General features: G+C 75.7%; 12 protein-coding genes and 1 pseudogene. 5 read left to right on the top strand and 8 right to left on the bottom strand.

Annotated elements, in window-relative coordinates:
• Window positions 1–65 precede the first annotated feature (65 nt).
• Entirely contained in the window at window positions 66–1,037 is a 972-nt protein-coding gene (locus tag ACFY3N_RS28620) for a pirin family protein (RefSeq protein ID WP_390819650.1), read from the bottom strand.
• A gap of 442 nt (window positions 1,038–1,479) precedes the next feature.
• Here ACFY3N_RS28620 and ACFY3N_RS28625 point away from each other — a divergent pair, with 442 nt between their 5' ends.
• Complete coding sequence (locus ACFY3N_RS28625) at window positions 1,480–2,313, top strand: pentapeptide repeat-containing protein (protein WP_390819651.1); 834 nt, start codon at window positions 1,480–1,482, stop codon at window positions 2,311–2,313.
• Window positions 2,314–2,400: 87 nt separating this feature from the next.
• On the opposite strand, the gene ACFY3N_RS28630 is transcribed toward ACFY3N_RS28625, so the two are convergent.
• Together ACFY3N_RS28630 and ACFY3N_RS28635 are read right to left on the bottom strand one after the other, a co-directional pair.
• A complete protein-coding gene (locus tag ACFY3N_RS28630; protein WP_390819652.1) occupies window positions 2,401–2,805 on the bottom strand; it encodes an SRPBCC family protein in 405 nt (134 codons plus the stop codon).
• A gap of 79 nt (window positions 2,806–2,884) precedes the next feature.
• Entirely contained in the window at window positions 2,885–3,079 is a 195-nt protein-coding gene (locus ACFY3N_RS28635) for a DUF2795 domain-containing protein (protein ID WP_390819653.1), read from the bottom strand.
• Between the two features lie 203 nt (window positions 3,080–3,282).
• Here ACFY3N_RS28635 and ACFY3N_RS28640 point away from each other — a divergent pair, with 203 nt between their 5' ends.
• Window positions 3,283–3,942: a lysophospholipid acyltransferase family protein gene (locus tag ACFY3N_RS28640; RefSeq protein ID WP_390819654.1), complete on the top strand. Its 660-nt coding sequence runs from the start codon at window positions 3,283–3,285 to the stop codon at window positions 3,940–3,942.
• Between the two features lie 8 nt (window positions 3,943–3,950).
• On the opposite strand, the gene ACFY3N_RS28645 is transcribed toward ACFY3N_RS28640, so the two are convergent.
• On the bottom strand, window positions 3,951–4,394 hold the full coding sequence (locus ACFY3N_RS28645; RefSeq protein ID WP_390819655.1) for a DNA-binding protein: 444 nt from the start codon (window positions 4,392–4,394) through the stop codon (window positions 3,951–3,953).
• A gap of 164 nt (window positions 4,395–4,558) precedes the next feature.
• Between ACFY3N_RS28645 and ACFY3N_RS28650 the strand changes: the two genes are divergently transcribed.
• The gene (locus ACFY3N_RS28650; RefSeq protein ID WP_390819656.1) at window positions 4,559–6,037 is read left to right on the top strand and encodes a glutamate-cysteine ligase family protein; all 1,479 of its coding nucleotides are present in this window, start codon (window positions 4,559–4,561) and stop codon (window positions 6,035–6,037) included.
• Window positions 6,038–6,075: 38 nt separating this feature from the next.
• Here ACFY3N_RS28650 and ACFY3N_RS28655 read toward each other — a convergent pair whose 3' ends face one another.
• Window positions 6,076–6,462: a hypothetical protein gene (locus ACFY3N_RS28655; RefSeq protein ID WP_390819657.1), complete on the bottom strand. Its 387-nt coding sequence runs from the start codon at window positions 6,460–6,462 to the stop codon at window positions 6,076–6,078.
• Between the two features lie 310 nt (window positions 6,463–6,772).
• Between ACFY3N_RS28655 and ACFY3N_RS28660 the strand changes: the two are divergent.
• Window positions 6,773–6,973 (top strand): annotated as a pseudogene (locus ACFY3N_RS28660) (hydrogenase expression/formation protein HypE); the annotation flags it as partial.
• A 49-nt stretch (window positions 6,974–7,022) separates the two neighbouring features.
• Here the strand turns inward: ACFY3N_RS28660 and ACFY3N_RS28665 are convergent.
• Both ACFY3N_RS28665 and ACFY3N_RS28670 read right to left on the bottom strand, forming a co-directional pair.
• Window positions 7,023–7,745: an FAD binding domain-containing protein gene (locus tag ACFY3N_RS28665; protein ID WP_390819658.1), complete on the bottom strand. Its 723-nt coding sequence runs from the start codon at window positions 7,743–7,745 to the stop codon at window positions 7,023–7,025.
• Between the two features lie 208 nt (window positions 7,746–7,953).
• Window positions 7,954–9,405: a WGR domain-containing protein gene (locus ACFY3N_RS28670; protein WP_390819659.1), complete on the bottom strand. Its 1,452-nt coding sequence runs from the start codon at window positions 9,403–9,405 to the stop codon at window positions 7,954–7,956.
• A 130-nt stretch (window positions 9,406–9,535) separates the two neighbouring features.
• On the opposite strand from ACFY3N_RS28670, the gene ACFY3N_RS28675 reads away from it, so the two are divergent.
• On the top strand, window positions 9,536–21,340 hold the full coding sequence (locus ACFY3N_RS28675; protein WP_390819660.1) for an amino acid adenylation domain-containing protein: 11,805 nt from the start codon (window positions 9,536–9,538) through the stop codon (window positions 21,338–21,340).
• On the opposite strand, the gene ACFY3N_RS28680 is transcribed toward ACFY3N_RS28675, so the two are convergent.
• The gene (locus ACFY3N_RS28680) at window positions 21,317–21,868 is read right to left on the bottom strand and encodes a tellurite resistance TerB family protein (protein WP_390819661.1); all 552 of its coding nucleotides are present in this window, start codon (window positions 21,866–21,868) and stop codon (window positions 21,317–21,319) included. The two genes, ACFY3N_RS28675 and ACFY3N_RS28680, sit on opposite strands and share 24 nt — an antisense overlap.
• Window positions 21,869–21,879 lie beyond the last annotated feature (11 nt).

Consider the following 21,879-nt stretch of genomic DNA (forward strand, 5'->3'; position numbering starts at 1 on the left):
GGAGTCGCCGGGCAGACGCGGCGGCGTTCTCGCACCCCTTGGCGCAGAACCCCCGTTCTCGCGGGTCAGCGCATCCTTCCTCGCGGCTTCAAGGGGGCGTTCGGCAGCTCCGGCGCGGGCAGTGCGGCCCCGTCGTACCCGCGCACCTCACCGAAACGGGTCCCCGTCATCCAGTCCTCGCGCGCCTGGACGATGTCGTCGTGCGACCGTCCGATGAAGTTCCACCACATGACGATCTCCTCCTGGAAGGGCGGTCCGCCCAGGAGGAGCAGCCGGGCCGGCTCCGTCGCCCGGTTGGTCAGGGTGAGGGCGGTGCGGCCGGGGGGCGCGTAACCGAGTTCGGCCGGCTTCAGGGGGGTGTCGGCGAGGAGGACGTCGCCGCTGTCGACGAGTACTCCGTGTTCGAAGCCGGGGTCGACGTCGAGGGCCACGCGGGCACCCGGGTCCAGGGTGATCTCGGCGCCGAGCAGCGGGGTGAAGGTGCGCACCGGCGAGGTGTCGCCGGCGAGCGTGCCCAGGAAGACGCGCGCCTCGCCGCCGTCCAGCGCGACCGGGGCGGGGACGTGGTGCTGGAAGTCACGGGCCGTGTCGCGGTGTTCGCCGGGCAGTGCCACCCACAGCTGCGCGCCGTGCAGGATCCGGGTGCTCCGGGTGGAGACCTCGGAGTGGCTGATGCCGTACCCGCCCGTCATGAGGTTCAGCTCGCCGGGCCGGACGAAGGCGTGGCTGCCGAGGCTGTCGCGGTGTTCGATCTCGCCGCTGAACAGCCAGCTGACCGTCTGCAGGCCGGTGTGCGGGTGCGGCGGCACCCGCATGCCCCCGGACTCGGTGATGTCGTCGGGGCCGTAGTGGTCGGCGAAGCACCAGGCCCCGATGAGCGTCCGCGCCCGCTGGGGCAGGGTCCGCCGTACCCGCATGGCCCGGGGGCCGCCGAGGGGTACGTCCCTCGGGGTGAGGACCTCGATGCCCGGCGGGGGCGGTCCGTCGACGTCCGCGCCGCAGATCGACTCCGTCGGGTGCGTTTCCGTGTTGCTCATGGGCCGGCCCTCCACCACCACAGAAAAGTTCGGATTTCAACTTTAATGGGTCGATCATAGGCCGGATGTCCCAGGATCGCGCATCCGAGGGCGCGCGAGGCCGGCAGCGCGCCGACGGCACGGTGGCGGCCGGCCGCCGGTGTCCTCGGGGCGGTACGCCGCGGGACGGCGGTGACCATCGGGGGGTGCCGGTCTCCGGGTCCTCGACGATGCGGCAGGGCGGACCGAACACGTCCCCACCGGTCCGGCGGCACCGTCGCGGCCGACGGGTTCCCCTCGGCCGCGACGGTGCCGGCGGCCCTCCCGTCGTGCGCGGCTCCTTCACGCCCCGGTGACCGGCAGCCCCCGGGCGGCCGCCGCACCGGCCGTCCCCGGGGATCCGCGGACGCACCGTCTGCGAGAATGGGCGCCGACCGCTCATCGCACCACGGGAGCCCGCACTGTGTCACCCCAGCACGAAGCCCCCTCGGTCTCCGCGGGCGGCAAGGACCTGCAGGCCGACTGCGCCAACTGCTTCGGCCTGTGCTGTGTGGCCCTGCCCTTCGCCCGCTCCGCCGACTTCGCGGCCGACAAGGCCGCCGGGCAGGCCTGCTCCCACCTCGGGACGGACTTCCGCTGCGGCATCCACGAGGGGCTGCGCGACCGGGGCTACCCCGGCTGCACCGTCTTCGACTGCTTCGGCGCCGGACAGAAGGTCTCGCAGGTCACCTTCGGCGGCACCGACTGGCGCCGGGCGCCGGAGTCGGCGCGCTCCATGTTCCGGGTCTTCCCCGTGATGCGACAGCTGCACGAACTGCTCCATTACGTCACCGAGGCCCTCGGTCTCGCGGCGGCCCGCCCCGTCCACCGGGAGCTGCGGCGGGCGCTGGCCCGGATCGACGGACTGACCCGCGGCAGCGCCGAGTCGGTCGCCGGGCTGGACGTGAACGCGCTGCGCGGCGAGGTCAACCCGCTGCTGCTGCGGGCCAGCGAACTCACCCGGGCCCGGATACCGGGACGCAAGAGGGATCACCGCGGAGCCGATCTGATCGGCGCGCGGCTGTCCGGCGCCGGCCTGCGGGGCGCGAGCCTGCGCGGCGCCCTCCTGGTCGCCGCCGACCTCGGCGGGGCGGACCTGCGCGACGCCGACCTGATCGGCGCCGACCTGCGGGACGCGGACCTCGGCGGCGCCGATCTCACCGGCGCGCTCTTCCTCACCCAGGCCCAGCTCGACGCCGCCCGGGGCGACGCGGCCACCGTGCTGCCTCCCGCCCTCCGCCGCCCCGCCCACTGGTAGGCGCGGGCGGTCCCGGCAGTCCGGCGAGCACGCCGTCCGGGGCCGGCGGGAGGTGGCGGTGGCGGACGCCGGTGGCGTGACGGCCGGTCAGCCGTCGGCGCGGCGCCGCACCTGTTCCTCCAGACGCCGGAGGCAGGTGTCCAGGGCGTCGCCGACGGTCTCCTCGCCCGGGTCGTGGCCGTCGTCGAAGAAGGACAGGTGGACCGTGACCTCGCTGGCCCCGCTGCCGATGCCGGCGACCTGCAGCCAGCCGGTGTAGCCGCCCTGCTCCCGCGTGCCCCATTCGAGCCGCATCTGGTCCCGCCGGGCACGGAACAGCGCGGGGATGTCCTCGTCCGAACGGTCCTCGTGCACGGTGACGGCGGGCAGTTCCTCGGCGTGCACGTGCAGGACCCCGGGCAGCCAGTCCTCCATCCGGTCGATGTCGGCCGCCCGGTCGAAGACGCGCTCGGGCGCCGCGGGCATCGTGTGTGAACGCTCGTACTCGGTCATCGCGGTACCGTCCCTCGTGTCGGGCGTCCGGCGGGGCCGGGGCTGCCGTGCGGACAGCCCCGGGACCCGGGACACGGCGCTATTCGTTGCCGAAGACCGCCTTCTGCACCTCATTGGGGCCGTCGAACCGTTCGGTGCCGGTCTGCGCCAGCTTCTCGACGAGGGTGTCGTCCGCGCCGTTGCTCTTCGCCACCGAGACGAGGTCGTCGCGGTCGGCGGGGTAGTCGGCGCCCTTGAGGGCCTTCTGCAGGTCGATCGGGCTGAGGTCGGCCATGGCAGCCTCCCGTGGTGGAGCGGCGCGGTGTGTCCGCGCGAGGACCCGGCGGGTACCCAGGGCGCCCGGAGGTGATTCAGCCGTGGTCCCGGCCCCGGGCCGAGTAGGCGGCGGCGCCGGTCCGAGTACGCGTACTCAGGCGCGGGGAGCCCGGCGCGCCCGAAGCTGAACGGCAGGAATCCCGTCTGCCGGAAGGACGTCCCTTGCTCAGCCGTGCCGCCGCCGTCCTGCTGCCGTTGTTCGGGCGGCTCACCGTCACCCGTGAGACCGACGGGCCGTTCCCCGCGGGCAGTGTCTTCGTCGCCAACCACGACTCGATGGCCGATCCGGCGCTCGTCCTGGCCGCTCTGCGCAGGGCGGGCGTGGCACCGGCCGTCCTGGCGACGGCGGGGCTGTGGCGGGTACCGGTGCTGGGGCGCGCCCTGTCGGAGGGCGGACACGTTCCCGTGCACCGGGGGTCGGCCCGCGCGGCGGACGCACTGGAGGCCGCGGCGGAGGTGGTGCGGTCGGGACGCCACGTGCTCATCTACGCGGAGGGCGGCCTGCCGTCGCGCCGGGACGCGGGGTGTGCCGCGCCCCGGCCGTTCCGCACCGGGCTTGCCCGGCTCTCGGCAGCCACCGGCGCCGCGGTCGTCCCCGTGGGGCAGGCGGGGGCCCGGCGGCTGGCCTCCGGGCCGGTCGCGAAGCAACTGGCCGGTGTGCTCACCGCTCCGTTGCGCCGTCCGCGCCTCCATGTCCACATCGGCCGTCCCGTGCACCTGCCGCCCGGGACGGCGGCCGGCACGGAGGCGGCGCACCGGGCGGTGAGCGCCGCCTGGCGGCGAGCCGCCCGGGCCGTGGGCGAGCCGGTCCACGACGGCTGACCGGGCGGCTACCGGTCGCCCGTGTCGGTGCGGCCGGCCAGGCGCTCGTAGCGCTGCCGGGCGGCCTGCGGGCTGCGCAGGCCGAGGCCGAAGGCGATCTCGGGCCAGGTCATGCCGCGTCCGCGCGCCATCTCGAGGAGTCCCACCTCCAGCTCGTCCATCTCCGCGCGGGCGCGCGGTACGAGGCTCAGCGCGGCGGTGATGTCCGCGCGGTCCACCTCGGGTTCGCCCTCCACGGGCAACGCGGTGCCACTGAGCAGGAAGGCCACGAGCCTGACCGCCTCGTGCGGGCCGATCACGCCGGGGTGGATCTGGCGGCGGCGCTGTTCGTCCGTGGCCGCGTGCCGCTCGGCGATGCGGAACAGGGAGGCGTGCACCCGCTGCGCTCGCGCCGCGTCGGAACTCGGCGGTGTGAAGGGGTCGTCGGGCTGTTCGGGAGTCGTCGGAGGCATGGCACGAGCATCAGGGAGTGAACATTGTGTTGTCAACGGAAAATTCACCACGGAGACCGACGGCTTCCCGCCCCAGGACGCCTCGGCTCGCGTGGTCGGACCCGCCCGCCGGTGCGACGCTGGGGTGGACAGGTTCCGAGGACGAGAGCCCTGGAGGGAGACCGATGGGACGGGACGTCCCGGCGCTCACCTTCACCCGCGAGGACCGCCGCCGCTATCGGATCAAGATGCAGGAGTGCCTCGAGACGTTCGCGCACATGCTGCGCGCGTCACGGTTCGAGGCCGAGCGGCCCCAGGTGGGGCTGGAGATCGAGCTGAACCTGGTCGACGACCGGGCCGAGCCCGCGATGCGCAACACCGATGTGCTGGAGGCGATCGCGGACCCGGCCTGGGCGACGGAGCTGGGCCGGTTCAACCTCGAGATCAACATCCCGCCGCGGCAGCTCACGGCGGGCGGCCCCGACTCCTGGGAGTCCGAGATCCGCGCCGCGCTGAACCACGCGGAGGAGCGCGCCGGGTCGATCGGCACCCGTCTGATCATGACGGGCATCCTCCCCACCCTGCGCCAGGAGGACGTCGGCGAGGGGGCGCTGTCGGAGAACCCGCGCTACCGGCTGCTCAACGACCAGATCTTCGCGGCGCGCGGGGAGGACCTGCACATCGAGGTGACCGGCGTCGACCGGCTGCGCACCTACGCGGACACGATCACCCCGGAGGCCGCCTGCACCAGCACGCAGTTCCACCTCCAGGTGTCCCCGGAGCAGTTCGCCGCCTACTGGAACGCGGCCCAGGCGATCGCCGGGGTGCAGGTCGCGCTCGCCGCCAACTCGCCCTTCCTGTTCGGCAAGGAGCTGTGGCACGAGACCCGCATCCCGCTGTTCGAGCAGGCCACCGACACCCGCCCGCAGGAGATCAAGGTGCAGGGGGTGCGGCCCCGGGTGTGGTTCGGGGAGCGCTGGATCACCAGCGTCTTCGACCTCTTCGAGGAGAACCTGCGCTACTTCCCGGCCCTGCTCCCCCTGTGCGACGAGCAGGACCCGGCGGAGACGCTGGAGCGGGGCGACATCCCCGAGCTCGCCGAACTGACGCTGCACAACGGCACCATCTACCGCTGGAACCGCCCGGTCTACGCCGTCGCCCACGACAAACCGCACGTGCGGGTGGAGAACCGGGTGCTGCCCGCCGGCCCGACCGTGGCCGACACCCTCGCCAACGGCGCCTTCTACTACGGGCTGACCCGCGCCCTGATGGAGGAGGACCGTCCGGTGTGGTCACGGATGTCCTTCGCGGCCGCCGAGGACAATCTGCGGACGGCGGCGCGGTACGGCATCGACGCCCGGCTGTACTGGCCCGGGATGGGCGAGGTGCCCGCGTCCGAACTGGTCCTGCGGCGGCTGCTGCCGCTGGCGCACCGCGGGCTGGAGCGCTCCGGCATGGACGACGCCTGGCGCGAGCCGCTGCTCGGCGTCATCGAGCAGCGCTGTGTCACCGGCCGCAACGGAGCGGTGTGGCAGAAGGAGATGTTCCACCGCATCGAGACCTCGGCGCACTGCGGCCGCCACGAGGCGCTGCGGCGCATGACGCAGCAGTACATCGACTACATGCACCTCAACGCCCCGGTCCACACCTGGCCCGTCGACTGATCCGGGCGGCGTCCGGTGCCGGGCCCGGACGCCGCCCGTCAGCCCGGCCGGCGTCCGGTGCCGGAGTCGTCGGGGTCGGCCCCGGTGAAGGCGGACTCGTCCTTCGTGCCGCCGGGGCGTGCGGAGCGGCCCCGGCGGCCCGGGTCCCGCCTGCCCTTCTCGCCCCGGTCCGCGTACTCCTCGCCCCGCCGCGCGTCGCTGGGCACGACGTCGCCCGGGACGGATGTGCGTTCCTCCTCGACGTGCTTGCGGCCCGCTCCGCGCGACGGCGCGTGTTCCTCCGCGTGGAAGGAGCGGCGGGCGCTCGGGTTCTCCTCCTGCCGTCTCTCGTCGGCGTCCGGGGACCAGCCGTGGTGCCCGCTCCCCCGGTGACGGCCGGCCCCGCGGCCCGGTGACGGTTGCGGCGACTTGCGATCCTCGGGCATGTGTCGGCCCACCTGTCCGCTCTCGTGGGGGCACGTCCCTCCGCACCCCGGCAGCAAAAGCGTCCCACTCATTGTATTTCAGGGCATATCGGTTGATCCGGGTTCGGTCGTGCCGCCCGGTTCACCGTCCAGGTCACCCGGCCGGCCCAGCGCCGGGCGGGTTCTCGCGGCGCACGCTCGCGGCGCGCGGCGAAGAGGGCCGGGAGCGGGCGCCGCGTGGCCGTCGCGCCACCGGCCGCGGTGCGCGAGCGGGAACCCGCCCGCGTGGACAGGATTCTCCCCGGCCCCGGCGCCCCGCACCACGCACGGAGGAGAGCTCGTCGCCTTCGTGCCGCGGGAGCACGCGGACGCGGTCCTGGCCACGATGAAGGGACATCACCCGGGCGCCGGTGCCGCCGTCATCGGCGAGGTGGCCGCGGAGCACCCCGGCATGGTCGTCGCACGGACCGGACCCGGGGGCATCCGGGTGATGGACCCACCGATGGGCGAACAGCTCCCGCGGATCTGCTGAGTGGTGCGCGCCGGTGCGCCACCCGGGCGGTCCGGGTGGCGCGCCCGGGTCAGCGGCCGGCGGTGCGGTCCAGGATCGCGGTCACCTCGCGGCGCACCTCGTCCCGTGCCTCGGCAGGGAGGGACCCCAGGTCCGTGCGGTCCAGGGTCCGCAGCACCTCCTCGGCTCCGGTGTGGCAGGGCGCGGTCTCGCTGATCACCTCGTAGCCGTCCCGGACGGCGACGAGGAGACGGCGGGCCCCGTCGCTCCCGTGGTGCACGGCGGTGGCGACGACGAAGGGCGGCGGCCCGCCCGGTTCACCGTCCGCCTTGTGGTAACCCGTGGCCACGGGGTCGCGCCAGCGGATGCCGAGCAGCACATGACGCTTGGCCACCACGTCGGCCAGGTCGGTCTCGTAGGCGCCGTCCCGGTCCAGTACGGTCGCCCGCGCGTCCAGGACCAGCGCCGCGGGCAGCAGACAGCGCAGGGTGCTGCCCACGATGTTGCCGCCGACGGTGGCCGTCCGGCGTACGGCGCCGGTGCCCACGGTGGAGGCCGCACGGCGCAGCACGTCCGGCACCCGGTCGTCCACCTGGTGCAGCAGGACGGCGGCGCCCAGCGCCTCGCGCTCTATCAGGTTGGCCTGGGGGAGTCTGCGCAGGGACATCGCCTGCTCGGGGAAGCCGTCGCGCTGCCAGAGGGCCCACACGAGGGTGGCTCCGCCGACGGGCACCGCCCCTTCGGCCAGATACCGCCGGGCTTCGGACAGGGACGTGGGCAGACGCAGCAGCACGACGGTCGACCTGCTTTCCTGAACATGGCCGGGAAACCACGGCTTTTCACGGGGTGATCGCGAGCACTGCATTGTCCGTGGCCGTGCGGGGGGCGCGTACAGGGCTCATGGGTTCACCGTGCGCACCCGCCGGCGGCGGGACCTCGCGTTTCCCCGGCCGTGCGCCGGGGAACGGCCGGGTCGGCTGCCGGGTCGGGGCGCGTCCCGGTCACCGGAGCCGGCGGATCTCGCCGCGCACCCGGTAGAAGCCGCCGGCCGCCGGGTGCAGCGCGTCCACGACATAGCGTGCGCCGGGCTCCCGTATCGCCCGCGGGAACTGCACGTTCCAGGACCCGTCGTAGCCCTCGGAGACGACGTGGACGCGCAGCCGGCCGCTGTCCTGCACGCATTCGACGACGACGGCGCCGGAGGGAGCCTGCGCGACGGTCGCCACCGCGGCCGCGGCCGTGGCCGGCGCGTAGGTCGGCAGGGCCGCGGCGAGCTTGACGTCCCGCGCGACCGGCACCGTGCCCTGCTGCGCCGCGGCGACGGCGGCCTCGCTCGCGTCCACGCACACCAGCGAACCGTCCGTGGTCACCAGGTAGAGCCGCTCGTCGCGGTACTGCATGGACAGCGCCGATCCGCCTCCCGTGCCGAGCTTCCACAGGCGCGTGCCGTCCCGGTCGAAGCAGTAGACGGACGACGCGGCGTCGCCGGCGAAGACGAACCGTCCGCCCGGGGAGGTGGCGCAGGAGTACACGGCGCTGTCGCAGGCGTAGGTGGCCTCGATGGTGCCGGTCGCCTTCGACAGCCGCTGCACCACACGGTGCGCCGTGCCGGCGTAGACGGTGTCGTCCTCCTGCCAGCCGAAGAGCACCCCGCCGCGGGTGGGGGTGTGCCACAACTCGCCGCCGCCGTCGGGCGCGTAGGCCGTGACGCCCCCGTGGTGGCCGTGGTAGACGGCCCGGTCGTCGGCGCGGACCATCCAGGCGTGCTCGCCCTGGCTGCGGCGGGTCCACTGGTGCTCGTCCTCGTGGTCGATGACCGTGAGGCGGCCGTCGCGGTCCGACACGTTCAGCACGCCCTCGTGGATGTCCAGCCAGAAGATGTCGACGTCCGCGGCGATGTCGTAGGCGGCGAACGGCAGCTTCGAGGAGAGGTCGTAGACCCGGCCGTCGTCGCAGCCCGCGTAGATCCAGAAGTCGTCCGCGACCAGGCACTTCACGCCGTCGGGCAGGCTGAAGCGGGCCAGCACCTCGCCCTCGTGGTCCAGGGTGAAGACGTCACCGGACTGATTGCCGACCCAGCAGCGCTCGTCGTCGACGTGGATGCCGAACGCCGAGGAGCCGGTGCCGAACCGCCACAGCACGGGGGCCACGGCACGCGCGGTGGACGGGGCCGAGACCACCTGACGCCGGGTCACCGCGCGCGGCGCCCGCTGCCCCCGCACCGCCGGCGCGTAGCCCTTGCGGACCTTCTCCCCCACCTTCTTCGCCGCGGCGGCCTGCGCCTTCGCGGCCGTGGGGAACGTCGACGTCTGGGTCTGTCCCGTCGCGCCGATCCTGCCGTAGCGCACCGTCACCGTCTGGCCGTCGACCGTCACCTCGTAGAACTTGTGCGCGGCGCCGTCCTCCTGCGACAGCTCCAGATACGTCGTCGACCCCGTGGAACCGGCGGACATGGCAAACCCCTCCCCAGACGGAACCCGCGGCCGTTCCGCCGGGTCCTACTGATCAAACCGTAGGCGCCGCCACTGACAACGGGGTCGGTCGCCGCCGCCGGCCCGTCGCCCCGCACGAACGAACGGACCCATGAACGCCACAACGCTGCTGGACGTCCTGCTGGACGCCGCCCGCCGTGCCCCCGACCAGGTGGTCGTCCACGTCCGGGGGGACGGCGGTGAAACACCCGTCACCTTCCGGCGGCTGCTGGAGGACTCCCTGCGCGTCGCGGGCGGTTACCGTGCCGCGGGAGTCGCACCGGGCACCTGCGTGCCGGTGGTCGCGGACCGCGGTGAGGACTTCCAGCCCCTGTTCTGGGGCGCGCTCGCGGCCGGTCTGGTGCCGGTGCCGCTGGCGCCCGACGTGCGGCGGGTCCGCCCCGTGTGGGAGCACCTCGGCCGCCCCCCGGTCGCGGTGGACGAGGCCTGCGCGGACGTGGCCGGCCAACTCCCGGACGGCGCCCGTGCGCTGCGGCTGGAGGAGCTGCGGACGTCCCGCGCCGTCGAGTCGCCCGCCGGCGCCGCCCCGGACGACCTGGCGTTCCTGCAGTTCTCCTCCGGCAGCACCGGGGCGCCCAAGGGCGTGGAGCTGACCCACGCCGCCGTGCTGGCCAACCTCCGCCAGCTGACCGGGGCCGCCGCGCTCACCGACCGGGACGTGGTGGTCGGCTGGATGCCGTACTTCCACGACATGGGGCTCATCGGCACCCATCTGGCGCCGCTCGCCGCGCGGGCCAAGCAGGTGCGGATCGCCCCGCTGTCGTTCGCGAAGAACCCCCGGCTGTGGTTCGACGTGGCCGCCGCGCACCGGGCCACCCTCCTGTCCGCCGCCAACTTCGCCCTGGCGCTGACCGTCCGCCGGGTCCCCGAGGAGGTGTTCGCCGGGCTCGACCTGAGCACGGTGCGGCTGATCCTGGTGGGCGCCGAGCCGATCTCGGCGACGGTGTGGCGGGACTTCACCGCCAGGACCCGGCCGTCCGGGCTCGACCCCCGGGCGGCGACGCCCGTGTACGGACTGGCCGAGGCGACCCTGGCCGTCACGTTCCCGCCGCCGGGCGAGGTGGCCGTGCCCGTCGCGCTGGAGCGTGCCGCGCTCAGCCGGGGACGGGTGGTGGAGCGGGAACCGGGCGGTGACGCCGTGGAGTTGATGGACGTGGGGCTGCCGGTGCCGGGGTGCTCGGTGCGCGTCACCGACGACCGCGGCCGTCCGCTGGGCGACCGGCGGGTGGGGCACGTCGAGGTGCGCGGCCCGCAGGTCGCCCGCGGGTACCACGGTCTGCCGGAGGTTACGGCGGCCGCCTTCGCCGACGGCTGGCTGCGCACCGGCGACCTCGGTTTCCTCCGGGACGGCCGGCTGTGTGTCAGCGGCCGCCACAAGGACGTGCTCTTCGTCAACGGCCGGACGTTCCACGCCCCGGACATGGAGGAGGTCGCGGCGGCCACTCCCGGGGTGCCGTCCGGGACGACGGTGGTGATCGGGTCGACCGACCCGGTGACCGGTGGGGAGCGGGTGGTGGTGTTCGTGGCCTGGGCCCGGCCGCCGCGTTCCGCGGCCGGGGTGCTGGACCGGGTCGCGGGGCGGGTGCGGGCGGCGCTGGGCCACGACGACGTGCGGGTGTTCGCGCTGCCGCCGTCCGCCTTCCCGCGCACGACCAGCGGCAAGGTGCAGCGGCGGCGGATGCGGTCACGGTTCGAGGCGGGGGCGTACCGGCCCACGGCGGCCTCCGGGGCGGCCCCGGGGAACCGGGAGCCCGCGCGGCCGTCCGGCGGCCCGGCGCCGGCGCCCCGCTCCCGCGCACAGGTGCGGGGCGTGGTGCGGGAGGTCTGGGCGGGGGTGCTGGGGATACCGGAGCCGTCGTTCGGGGACCGGGACCGGTTCGCCGAGCTGGGCGGCGGCTCGCTCAAGGCGATGGAGGCGCTCGCCGAGCTGGAGCGGGCGCTGGACGTGACGCTCGGGCCGGCCGTGATGCGCAACGACACGGTGGCCGCTCTCACGGACCATCTCCTGGACGCGGCGGGGCAGCGGGCGTCCGGGAGCCGGGAGGACGCGGACGGTACGCCGTCACGGCGCACGGAGACCGCCGTGGTGGGGCTGGCCTGCCGGTTCCCCGGCGCCGGCACGCCGGAGGAGTTCTGGGAACTGCTCGCCGCCGGCCGCGACGCCGTGACGACGGTGCCCGCGGGCCGCTGGGGCCCGGCCGGGGCGGCGGAGGACGGACGGTGGGGCGCCTTCCTGGACGACCCCGCCGCCTTCGACGCCGGCCACTTCGGGATCGGCGCCGAGGAGGCGCGCGCGCTCGACCCGCAGGCACGGATCTTCCTCGAACTCGCCCACGAGGCACTGGAACGCGCCGGATACGCCGGGCCGCGCCGCCACGGGCTGCGGATCGGCGTCTTCGCCGCCGTCGGCGACAGCGGCTACCGGCAGATCCTCGCCGACGCCGCCCCCGGCGCCGCACAGCCGGCCGCGGCCGCCCTGACCGGCAACCTCCCCAATCTCGTCGCCGCCCGGGTGGCGCACTGCCTCGACCTGGACGGCCCGGCGCTGGCCGTGGACACCGCCTGCTCCTCGGGCCTGGTGGCGCTGCACCTGGCCCGGCGCAGCCTCGCGGACGGCGAGTGCGACATCGCGGTCGTCGGCGGCGTCAACCTGCACCTGACCCCGGCCGCGCACCGGTCCCTGGAGGCGGCGCAGGCCCTGTCGCCGACCGGGCGCAGCCGCGCCTTCGGCTCGGCGGCCGACGGGTTCGTACCGGGCGAGGGCGGGGCGGCACTCGTCGTGCGGCCTCTGGCGGAGGCCCGCCGTGACGACGACACGGTGCTCGCCGTGGTCCGCGGCACCGCCGTCAACAACGACGGCACGTCGCTGAGTCTGATGGCGCCCAACCCGCTGCGCCAGCGGGAGGTGATCACCCGGGCCTACCGGGACTGCGGCGTCGACCCGGCGTCGGTGACCTACGTCGAGGCGCACGGCACGGGCACGGCCGTCGGCGACCCGACCGAACTGCGGTCCCTGGCGCACGCCTTCCCGCCCCGCCCGGACGGCCGGCCCCGGCTGCTCGGCTCGGTGAAGACCAACCTCGGGCATCTGCTGAACGCGGCCGCGCTGCCCTCGCTGGTGAAGGTGGTCCTGGCCCTCGGTCACGGCCGGCTGCCCGCCTCGCTGCACCACACCCCGCCCTCCGCCGCGGTGGAACGGTCCGGGTTCGCCCTGGTCACCGGCTTGACCGACTGGGATTCGGACGGACCGCGCAGGGCGGGCGTCAACGCCTTCGGCTTCGGCGGCACCAACGCGCACGCCGTCCTGGAGGAGGCCCCGCCCGCACCGGAGCGCACCGCGCGCCGGGCGGGCGGCGGCCCTCGTCTGCTGACCCTTTCGGCGGGCAGCGCGGAGGGGCTGGAGGCGTGGACGTCGCGGCTCGCGGAGCATCTGCGCGAGCACCCGGAGCTCGACGAGGCCGACGTCTGCGCGTCGGCCGCCGCGGCACGGGACGACCGGCCCCACCGTCTCGCGATCGTCGCCGACGGCGATCTGCGGGAACGGCTCGCCGCGGCGTCCACGGCGGTTCGGGGCGCGCTGGCCGAAACGGTGACGCACCGGCCCCGGACCGTCTTCGTCCTGCCCGGTCAGGGCGACCTGCGGCCGGGTCAGGGCCGGGCACTGCACGCCACGGCACCGGTGTACCGCGCCACGCTCGACGAGGCGTCGGCGCTCGTCGGCACGGTGTGCGGACGGGAGCTGAGGGACTGGTGCGTCGACGGCGACGTGACCGAGGACGACCTGGCCGCGACGGAGGTGGCGCAGCCGCTGCTGGTCGCGCACGGTGTCGCCCTCGCCCGGCAGCTGACCGCCTGGGGCGTACGGCCCGACGCGGTCGTCGGGCACAGCGTCGGCGAACTCGCGGCCGCCTGCGTGGGCGGGACGCTGTCCCTGCGCGAGGCGGTCACGTTCGCGGCGGAACGCGGCCGGCTCATGGGCGGGTCGACCGCGCCGGGCGCGATGGCGGCCGTGCGGGGCGCCGGGGAGCGGGAGGTGTCCGCCCTGGTGGACGCCTCCGGGGGCGAACTGGCGGTCGCGGCGTACAACGGGCCGGGGCGGCTGGTGATCTCCGGTACCCCCGACGCGGTCCGCCGGGCGTCGCGGCGGCTCACCGAACAGGGCGCGGCCGTCCGCCCGTTGCGGGTGTCGCGCGCCTTCCACTCCCCGCTGATGGAGCCGGTCGCGCAGGCCCTGGCGGACGCGGCGCGCGGGCTGGCGCCGACGGCGCCCTCGACGCCGGTGATGAGTACGCTCACCGCCGCGTGGCAGCCGCCGATGACCCCGGACCACCTGCGCGAACACGCCCTGCGGCCGGTGCGGTTCGACCAGGCGGTGGCGCGCCTGCTGGAGGAGGGCTACGACACGTTCGTCGAGCTCGGTCCGGCCCGGACGGTCCCGGCGAACGGTGACGCCTTCGTGGTGACCGTGCCGGAAGCGCCGGGCGGAGCACGGGAGTTGATGGAAACCGTGGCCCGGCTGTGGACCCGGGGCGTACCACTGCATCGCACGACCCTCGACGAGGGCCACCGCCGGATACCGCTACCGCCCTACCCGTACCGACGACGCCGCCACTGGCCCGCCCCCACCGCGCACACCCTGCTGCACGACGTGGTGTGGCGGCCGGCACCCCCGTCCGCTGCCGGCGGTCGTGCCGCTGGGGAGGCACCCCGTGGGCGCCGGGCCGCACAGCCCCACCTCCGGCCGGCCCCGGCGCACCCCGGCGGCGGCACCGTCGCGGTGACCGGCGCGGATCCGGCGGCGGCACACCGACTGGCCGACCGGCTGGCCGCCCACGGCGTGCCCGCGGTCACGGCGGCGGACGACGTCGAGGCCCTGGAAACCGTCGTCCTGGTCGGCGGTACGGCTCGACCGCACACGGCGGCGGACCTCGCCGAGCACCAGCGCGACGCGGTCACGGCGTTGAACGACGCACTCGCGCTGCTCGACCGCACCGGCGCCCGCCGCCTGCTGGTGGTGACCCGGGACGCGCACGTCACGGGCCACGGCCCGGAGCACCCGAACCCCGCCCAGGCGATCCTCGGCGGACTGGCCCTGGCCGTGCCCGAGGAATCGGCGGGGGTCGTCGCGAACTGGGTCGACCTCTCCTCCCTCGACGACGAGGAGCAGCACCTGCGGGCGCTGCTCGCCGAGACGTCGGCGCCGCAGGCGGAGGGAGCCGTCGCCTGGCGGGCCGGGCGGCGCTCGGTGCGCGTCGTCGTGCCCCGGCCCGGGGAACGGACGGCCGGCACGGCCCCGCTCCCCGCCGACGGCGCCTACCTCATCACGGGCGGCGCCGGAGGCATCGGCTCCGCCCTGGCCCGGCACCTCGCCGGCCGCGCCCGCCCCGTCCTCGTACTGTCGGGGCGCTCCCCCCGCCCGCCCGAGGGCCTGCTGGAGGAGCTCACCGCTCTCGGCGCCGACGCCCGCTACGTCAGGGCCGACCTCACCGTCCCCGGCGACGTCGAACGGCTCGTCGCCGGCCTCCCCCGGCTGGACGCCGTCTTCCACGCGGCCGGAGTCGCCCGGCCCGGCAGTCTGCGCGGGACGGACGTGCGGGAGACGACGGAGGCGCTGGGCGCCAAGACGCTCGGCACCGTCCTGCTGGCCGCGGCACTGGACCGGCACGGTCGGCGCCCGGGGGTGTGCGTCGCGTTCTCGTCGGTGTCGTCGGTGCTCCCCGGCCTGGCCGGCGCGCTGGGCGCGTACGCGGCGGCGAACGCCTTCCTCGACTCCTTCGCCGGCGCCGAGCGGCGGGCGGGCCGCCCGTGGCTGTCGGTGAACTTCGGGCCGTTCGGCGAGACGGGTCTCGCCGCCGGGGGTGTCGGCGGCCGCGCGGCCGCCGCGGGCCGGCCGCTGGCGACGGCGCCCGCGCTGGCGGCCCTGCGGTCGGCCTGCGGCACGGACGTGGCACAGCTGGTGCTCGCCGATCCGACGCCCGCGGCACCCCCGGCCACCCCCACGGCGCCCCCGGCCACCCCCACACCGCCTCCGGTCACCCCCGCGCCGTCCCCGGGTGACGCGGCGAGCCGGCGGGCCTCGGCCTCCCCCGGTACGGCGGCCGTGCTGCGGGAGCTGCTCGCGCAGTGCCTCGGGGTCCCGCCGGCGGAGGTCGACGACGACACGCCGTTCCTGACCCTGGGCCTGGACTCGCTGGGCGCCGTCGATCTCGTCAAACGGCTGGAGCGGAAGCTGGGGCGGGACCTGCCCACCACGCTCTTCTTCGAGCACCGGACCGTGCGCGAACTCGCCGCCCACCTCGACGACCGGGCCCCGGACCGCCCGGACGGCGAACCCTTCGCGCTGACGCCCGTCCAGCTCGCGCTCCACACCAGCAGCCTGCTCCACCCGGACGTCCCGGCGCGCGGCCATCTGCGGCTGACGATCCGCGGTCCGCTCGACACCGGCCTCCTCGGCCGGGCGCTGGCGCATCTGGCGGAACGGCACGGCATGCTGCGGCTGCGGGTGGACGCCTCGGGCGGGCGGCCGACGCAGCGGGTGGCGGCGCCGGTTCCGGTGGGGGACTGGTACGAGGTGCTGGACTGCGCCGCCGAGGACCTGGCCGGCACCGAGTCCGCCGTGTGCAACCGGCCCTTCGACCTGACGGCGGGTCCGCCGGTACGCGCCGTGCTGCTCCGCCAGGAGCCGGAACTCGCCCATCTGCTGCTGGTCGTGCACCATGCGGCCGCCGACGGGTACAGCCTCAACGTCCTCGCCGGGGAACTGTGGACCTCGTACACCGCGCTGTGGCACGGAGAGCCCGTGCCACGGCCGGTGCCACCGGCGCCGGACTTCGCGCGGTACGCGGCGAGCACGCGGCGCTCCGGCGTGCCGGATGCCGTCCGGCGCTACTGGGCGGAGCGTCTCGCCACCCGCGGCGCGCCCCTGCCACTGCCCTACGACGGTGATCCCGACGCTCCCGCGACCGGCCCGATCGTCCAGCACCACGGCGCGTTCGACGCGGAACCGGGCGCCGGTCTCGAACGGCTCGCCGCCGCGCACGGCCTGTCCCTGTTCCATCTGCTCCTCGCCGCGTACGTGCGCTGTCTCGCGCGGTGGACGGGGCGCCGGGACGTCGCCGTGAACGTGGCCAGGGCCGGCCGCGACGACCGCTTCGACGGGGTGGACCGGCTCGTCGGCCCGCTCGCCGACACCCTGCCACTGCTGTGCGAGGTGGACGGCGAGGAGCCGGCCCTGGCGCTGGCGGAGCGGTTGCGCCGCCTGTGGCTGGAGACCGAGCGGCACGCCGGGGTGAGCAGCCTGGACCTGGCCGGGATGCTGCCCGGCACCGGTACCGGGCCCCGCACGGTGAGCCCGGCGGGCTTCAGCTTCGCCCGGTTCCCGGCCGCGGCGGCCCCCGGCTGCCCGGTGGAGGTGGGGGCGACCGCGGCCGGCACCGGGTCGGCGACGACCCGGCTGTCCCTGCTGTGCTGGGCGGACGGTCCGGTGCTGCGCATGTCGTGGAACTTCCCGGCGCCGCTGTTCGAGCGGGCCACCGTGGCACGTCTGGACCGGGAGTTCCGCGGGGAACTGGAGGCCGTGCTGCGCGCTCCCGCCGAACCGGCGCCGTCCCCCCGGACCGACGGGCGCGTTCCCCTGGTCACCCGGCTGCTCGACCGGTTCCGTGCGCGCTCCGGCGCGATCGCCGTCGACGCCGGGGACGCCTCCCTCACCTACCGGGCGCTGGACCGCGCCTCCGCCGCTCTCGCGGCACGGCTGCGTGGTCACGGCGTCCGTCCGGGCGATCTGGTCGGGCTGCTCACCGAGCCGGGCGCGGACACGGTGGTGGGTGTGGTGGGCATCCTGCGGGCCGGGGCCGGCTGGGTCCCGCTCGATCCGGAGCATCCCCGGGCACGGCTCGCCGATCAGCTGACCCGTGCGGGCGTCTCCACGGTGGTGTGCCACTCCCCCACCCTGCGGCTCGCCGGGACCCTGGCCGGCGTGCGGACGGTGGCGGCCGACGGCCCGTCGGACGACGACGGGCGCACCGCCGCCGCACCGGATCCCGGGGCGGTCGCGTACGTGATCTTCACCTCCGGGTCGACGGGACGCCCGAAGGCGGTGCCGGTCACCCACCGGGCGATGGAGAACTACCTCGACTGGGCCGTCGACACCTTCGGCTACGGCCCCGACGACCGTCTCGCGCAGACCGCGTCGCCGTGCTTCGACGCCTCGGTGCGCCAGTTGCTCGCGCCGCTGATGGCCGGCGGCACCGTGGTGACCGTGCCCCGGCACCTGCTGCGCGACCCCGAACTGCTGCTGGAGCACGTGGAGCGGACGCGGACGACCGTGTGGAGCTCCGTTCCGACACTGTGGGAGCAACTGCTGTCCGCCGCCGAGGCGCGGGCGGCGCGGGGCCTGGAGCCGGTGGACCTGTCGGCGCTGCGCTGGGTGCACGTCGGCGGTGAGGCGCTGCCCGTGGAGCACGTGCGGCGCTGGTTCGACCTGTTCGGCGGCGGCACGCGCATCGCGAACCTGTACGGGCCGACCGAGGCGACCGTCAACGCCACCTGCCACCTCATCGACACGCGCCCGGGCGACGAGGTGCGGCGGCTGCCGATCGGGCGGCCCGCGGCCGGTGCCCGGCTGGAGGTGGTCGGCCCCGACGGGGCCGTGTGCGGGGCGGGCGAGGCCGGGGAGCTGCTCATCTCGGGCGTCGGCCTGACCTCCGGCTATCTGGGCGAACCGGAGCTGACCGCGCGGGCGTTCACGATGCGCGGGGGGCGGCGCTGGTACCGCAGCGGGGACCGGGTGCGCCGGTCGGCGGACGGCGTCCTGGAGTTCCTGGGCCGGGTCGACGACCAGGTGAAGATCCGCGGGAACCGGGTGGAGCCGGGAGAGGTGGAGGCGGCGCTGCAGACCTGTCCCGGTGTCGGGCGGGCCGTGGTGCTCGCGCACGAGGGACGGCTGCTCGCCTTCGTCACCCCCCGGACGGGGGCCGAACGGCCGGTCGCGGGCGAGGTGCGCCGGCAGGTGGCCGGGCTGCTGCCGGCGTACATGGTTCCGGCGCGGATCACGTGCGTCGACGCGCTGCCGCTGACCGGGACCGGCAAGGTCGACCGGGCGGCGCTGCCGGCGTCGGCCTCCGGGACCGTCCCCGGCGGCCCGGCCACGCCGTCCGGTGACGGGAGGACTCCCCCGGCCACGGCGACCGAGCGCCGGCTGGCGGCGGTCTGGCGCGAGGTGCTGGGGATGACCGCCGTGTGCCGGGAGGACGACTTCTTCGAGCTGGGCGGCGACTCACTGCTCGTCCTCCAGGTGTTCGCCCGCCTGGCGGAGCACACGGGTCCGCTGCCCCGGCCGACCGTGGTCTACCGCCACCGCACCCTCGCCGCGCTGGCGCGGGCCGTGGACGCCGCCGCGGCCAGGGACGCCGCGGCCGGGGACGCCGAGCCCGTCCCGGCCGCCGGCCGGGATCCGGGCCCGTTCCCGGTCACCGCCGGTCAGCGCGGGTTCCTCCTCGCCGAGGCGCTCTCGCCGGGCGGCGGAACGTGGCTGGCGCGGCTTCGGCTCTCCGGGCCGCTGGATCCGGACCTCTTCCAGCGGGCGGTGGACGTGCTGGTGGAGCGTCACGGCATGCTGCGCACCGTCTTTCCCGCCGGCGCCCGGCCGCCCGTCCAGCAGGAGCTGCCCCGGTCACTGCGCCTGCCGGTCGACTTCGAGACGGTCGCCGGCCCCGCCGAGGTGGACGAGCGGGCCGCGGCCGAGGCCGGGCGGCGTCTGGAACCCTGGGCGTGGCCGCTGCTGCGGCTTCGGGTGCTCACCCTGGAGCGGCAGGAACACGTCCTGCTGGTGCACGCGCACCATCTCATCGGCGACGGGTACAGCTCGGCGCTGCTGATACGGGAACTCACCGAGGAGTACGACCGGTTGGCGGGCGGCGCCGTGCACGGACCGCCCGCGCCGCGGGCCGGCTTCCGCGACCACGCCCTGGCGGTGGCCGGATCCGGCACCGGCACACCCGCCACGGCGGAACACCGGGCCCGGTCCGGCCGGCTGAACGCCCCGTACCGGCCGCCGGTGCTGCGCACCGCCGGTGTGAGCGGCGAGCACCGTTTCGAGTCGGCCGGGTTCACGCTCGACGCGGCGCTGACGGCCGCCCTGCGCGAGGTCGCCTCGGCCGCGCGGACCACGCTGTACGCCCCGCTGCTGACCGCCTACTACCAGGAGTTGACGGCGGTGACGGGCCAACCGGACCTGGTCGTGGGCCTGGCGGTCAGCGGCCGGGACGGTGCGCTGCCCGACGCGCACCGGATCTTCGGGCCGTTCGCCACCGCCGTACCCGTGCGGCCGGCCGGTGCGGCCGGCGCGCCCCTCGCCGACGGGGAGTTCGGTGACGCGCTGCGCCGGATCGCGGCCGAGGCCGAGGAGGCGCGCGCCCACGAGGACGTGGTTCCCCGGCACGCCGACGGTCTGCCGGTGACGGCGCAGTTCTTCTTCACCCACCTCGACTTCGCCGCGCTGGCCCCGCGGGGCGACGGCGCGCTGCGGGTGTCGTGGGAGGCGGGGGACAGCATGTTCCTGCCGCCGTCGTCGGCGACGGACCTGTTCATGGCGGTACGGCCGGACGGTGACGGGCTGCGGGTCACGCTCCGGGGCTGCGCCGCCGCGTTCCCGCCGTCCGCGCTCGACGGCTTCGCCCGCTCGGTGCGCGGCCGTCTGGTGCGGGCGGCCGGGAACCGCCGGGTCGTGGTGCCCGCGCCGGGGAAACGACGGGGGACGATGGACGCGGCTCTCGTCGGCTATCTGCCGGCGCCGGGGCATCTCGCACGCCTGGCCGGTCTGCCCGAGGCGGCGCTGCCCCGGGCCGAGGTGCGCGACCTGCTCTTCCCCGACGGCGGCCCGAGGCTGCTGGAGACGGTGCGCACCCCGCTGGGCCGGTCGGGTTTCGTGTGCGTGCCGCTGTTCGCCGACGAACTCGGGCGGGGGGCCGGTCTGGTGGACCACACCGCGCGCGCGGTGTCGCTGGCCGCCTCCCTGGGCGCGCGCTGCGTGTCCCTCGCCGGGATGATCCCGTCGCTGACCGGATACGGCTTCGACGTGCTGCGGCACCGGCAGTACCCGACGGCCGTGACGACGGGGCACGCGGCGACGGTGGTGTCGGTGGTCAGGACCGTGCACGCGGCGCTGGACGCGACCGGCCGGGACCTCGCGGACCTGGAGGTGGCGTTCGCCGGGCTGGGTTCGATCGGCGCGTCCTCGCTCGAGCTGCTGCTGTCGCTGGCCGCCCGCCCGCCCCGGCGTCTGCTGCTGTGCGATGTGCGCGGCAGCGGGCCGCGGCTGAGGGAACTCGGCCGCCGGCTGAGGGAGCGCGGGCTGGCCGGCGAGGTGCGGATCACCGAGGCGCAGCGGATGCTGCCGGACGCCGTGCACGCCGCGGATCTGCTGGTGACGGCGGTGAGCGGGGCGACGGCGGTGCTCGACGTCGACCGGCTCCGGCCCGGTGCCGTCGTGGTCGACGATTCCTTCCCGCACTGCTTCGACACCGGACGGGCGCTCGCCCGTATGCGGGAACGGAGCGACGTCCTGGTCCTGGGCGGCGGGCTGCTGCGGGTCGGCGCCACCGGCCGGGAGGTCGCCGCCGGCCTCCCGGCCGCGGCGGCGGCCGGCTACCTCGCCCAGCCCTGGATCGAGGGAACCCTGGCCTCCTGCCGCACCGAGTCCCTGCTGCGCGCCTCGGACGACCGGCTGCCGCTGGTGCACGGCCTGGTGGACGCGGCGGTGGCGCGGGCCCACTGGGACGCCGTGGAGGAGGCCGGGATCACGGCGGCACCGCTGCACCTGCTCGGCCACACCGTCGGCCCGGCGTCGGGCGCCGGCCTCCCCGAACCGCCGTCAGATACCGAACTCCGCCGGTGACAGGCCGAGGGCCGAGCAGGCGTCGCGCACGGCGTACTGCTCGGCCGGCTCGAAGCGGCCGTCGGCCCCGGCGACGACCATGCCGGTCTGGACGACGGCCCGGGCCTCGGCCGGCTTCTTCGCGGCCTTGGCGATGTCCTCCAGCGCCCGGGCCTTGCCCAGCTCGAAGTTGGCGGTGAGCCGGTCCACGTGCTCGTTGAACCGCTTGCGGAGCTGGTCCGCCGGGAAGTTCTGCAACACCTCGTTGGAGACGATCAGTTCCTCCACGCGCTGCCGCTCGGCCGGGTCGACGCGTCCGTCGGCCGCGGCGACCAGCGCGCACATCGCCATGCTGGCGTCCCGGTAGGCGCCGCTCTTGAGTTCCGCCTTGGCCGACGCGAGCTGGGACTTGAACAGCCCCATCAGCTGGGCCTTGGAACCGCCGCCCGAGGAGGAGGCGTGCCCGTGCTGCTGTCCGCCCCCCGCCCGCGCGCCCTGGGACTGCTGGAGGGCCCTGGCCTGCTCCTTGAGCCGGTCGAACATCGCCACTTGGTGCCACC

The sequence above is a fragment of the Streptomyces sp. NPDC000348 genome, assembly GCF_042898795.1.
GTDB lineage: Bacteria > Actinomycetota > Actinomycetes > Streptomycetales > Streptomycetaceae > Streptomyces.

Coding starts and splice junctions, on each gene's coding strand:
- ACFY3N_RS28620 (WP_390819650.1), bottom strand. CDS start 1,037: ATGAGCAACACGGAAACGCACCCGACGGAGTCGATCTGCGGCGCGGAC.
- ACFY3N_RS28630 (WP_390819652.1), bottom strand. CDS start 2,805: ATGACCGAGTACGAGCGTTCACACACGATGCCCGCGGCGCCCGAGCGC.
- ACFY3N_RS28635 (WP_390819653.1), bottom strand. CDS start 3,079: ATGGCCGACCTCAGCCCGATCGACCTGCAGAAGGCCCTCAAGGGCGCC.
- ACFY3N_RS28645 (WP_390819655.1), bottom strand. CDS start 4,394: ATGCCTCCGACGACTCCCGAACAGCCCGACGACCCCTTCACACCGCCG.
- ACFY3N_RS28650 (WP_390819656.1), top strand. CDS start 4,559: ATGGGACGGGACGTCCCGGCGCTCACCTTCACCCGCGAGGACCGCCGC.
- ACFY3N_RS28655 (WP_390819657.1), bottom strand. CDS start 6,462: ATGCCCGAGGATCGCAAGTCGCCGCAACCGTCACCGGGCCGCGGGGCC.
- ACFY3N_RS28670 (WP_390819659.1), bottom strand. CDS start 9,405: ATGTCCGCCGGTTCCACGGGGTCGACGACGTATCTGGAGCTGTCGCAG.
- ACFY3N_RS28675 (WP_390819660.1), top strand. CDS start 9,536: ATGAACGCCACAACGCTGCTGGACGTCCTGCTGGACGCCGCCCGCCGT.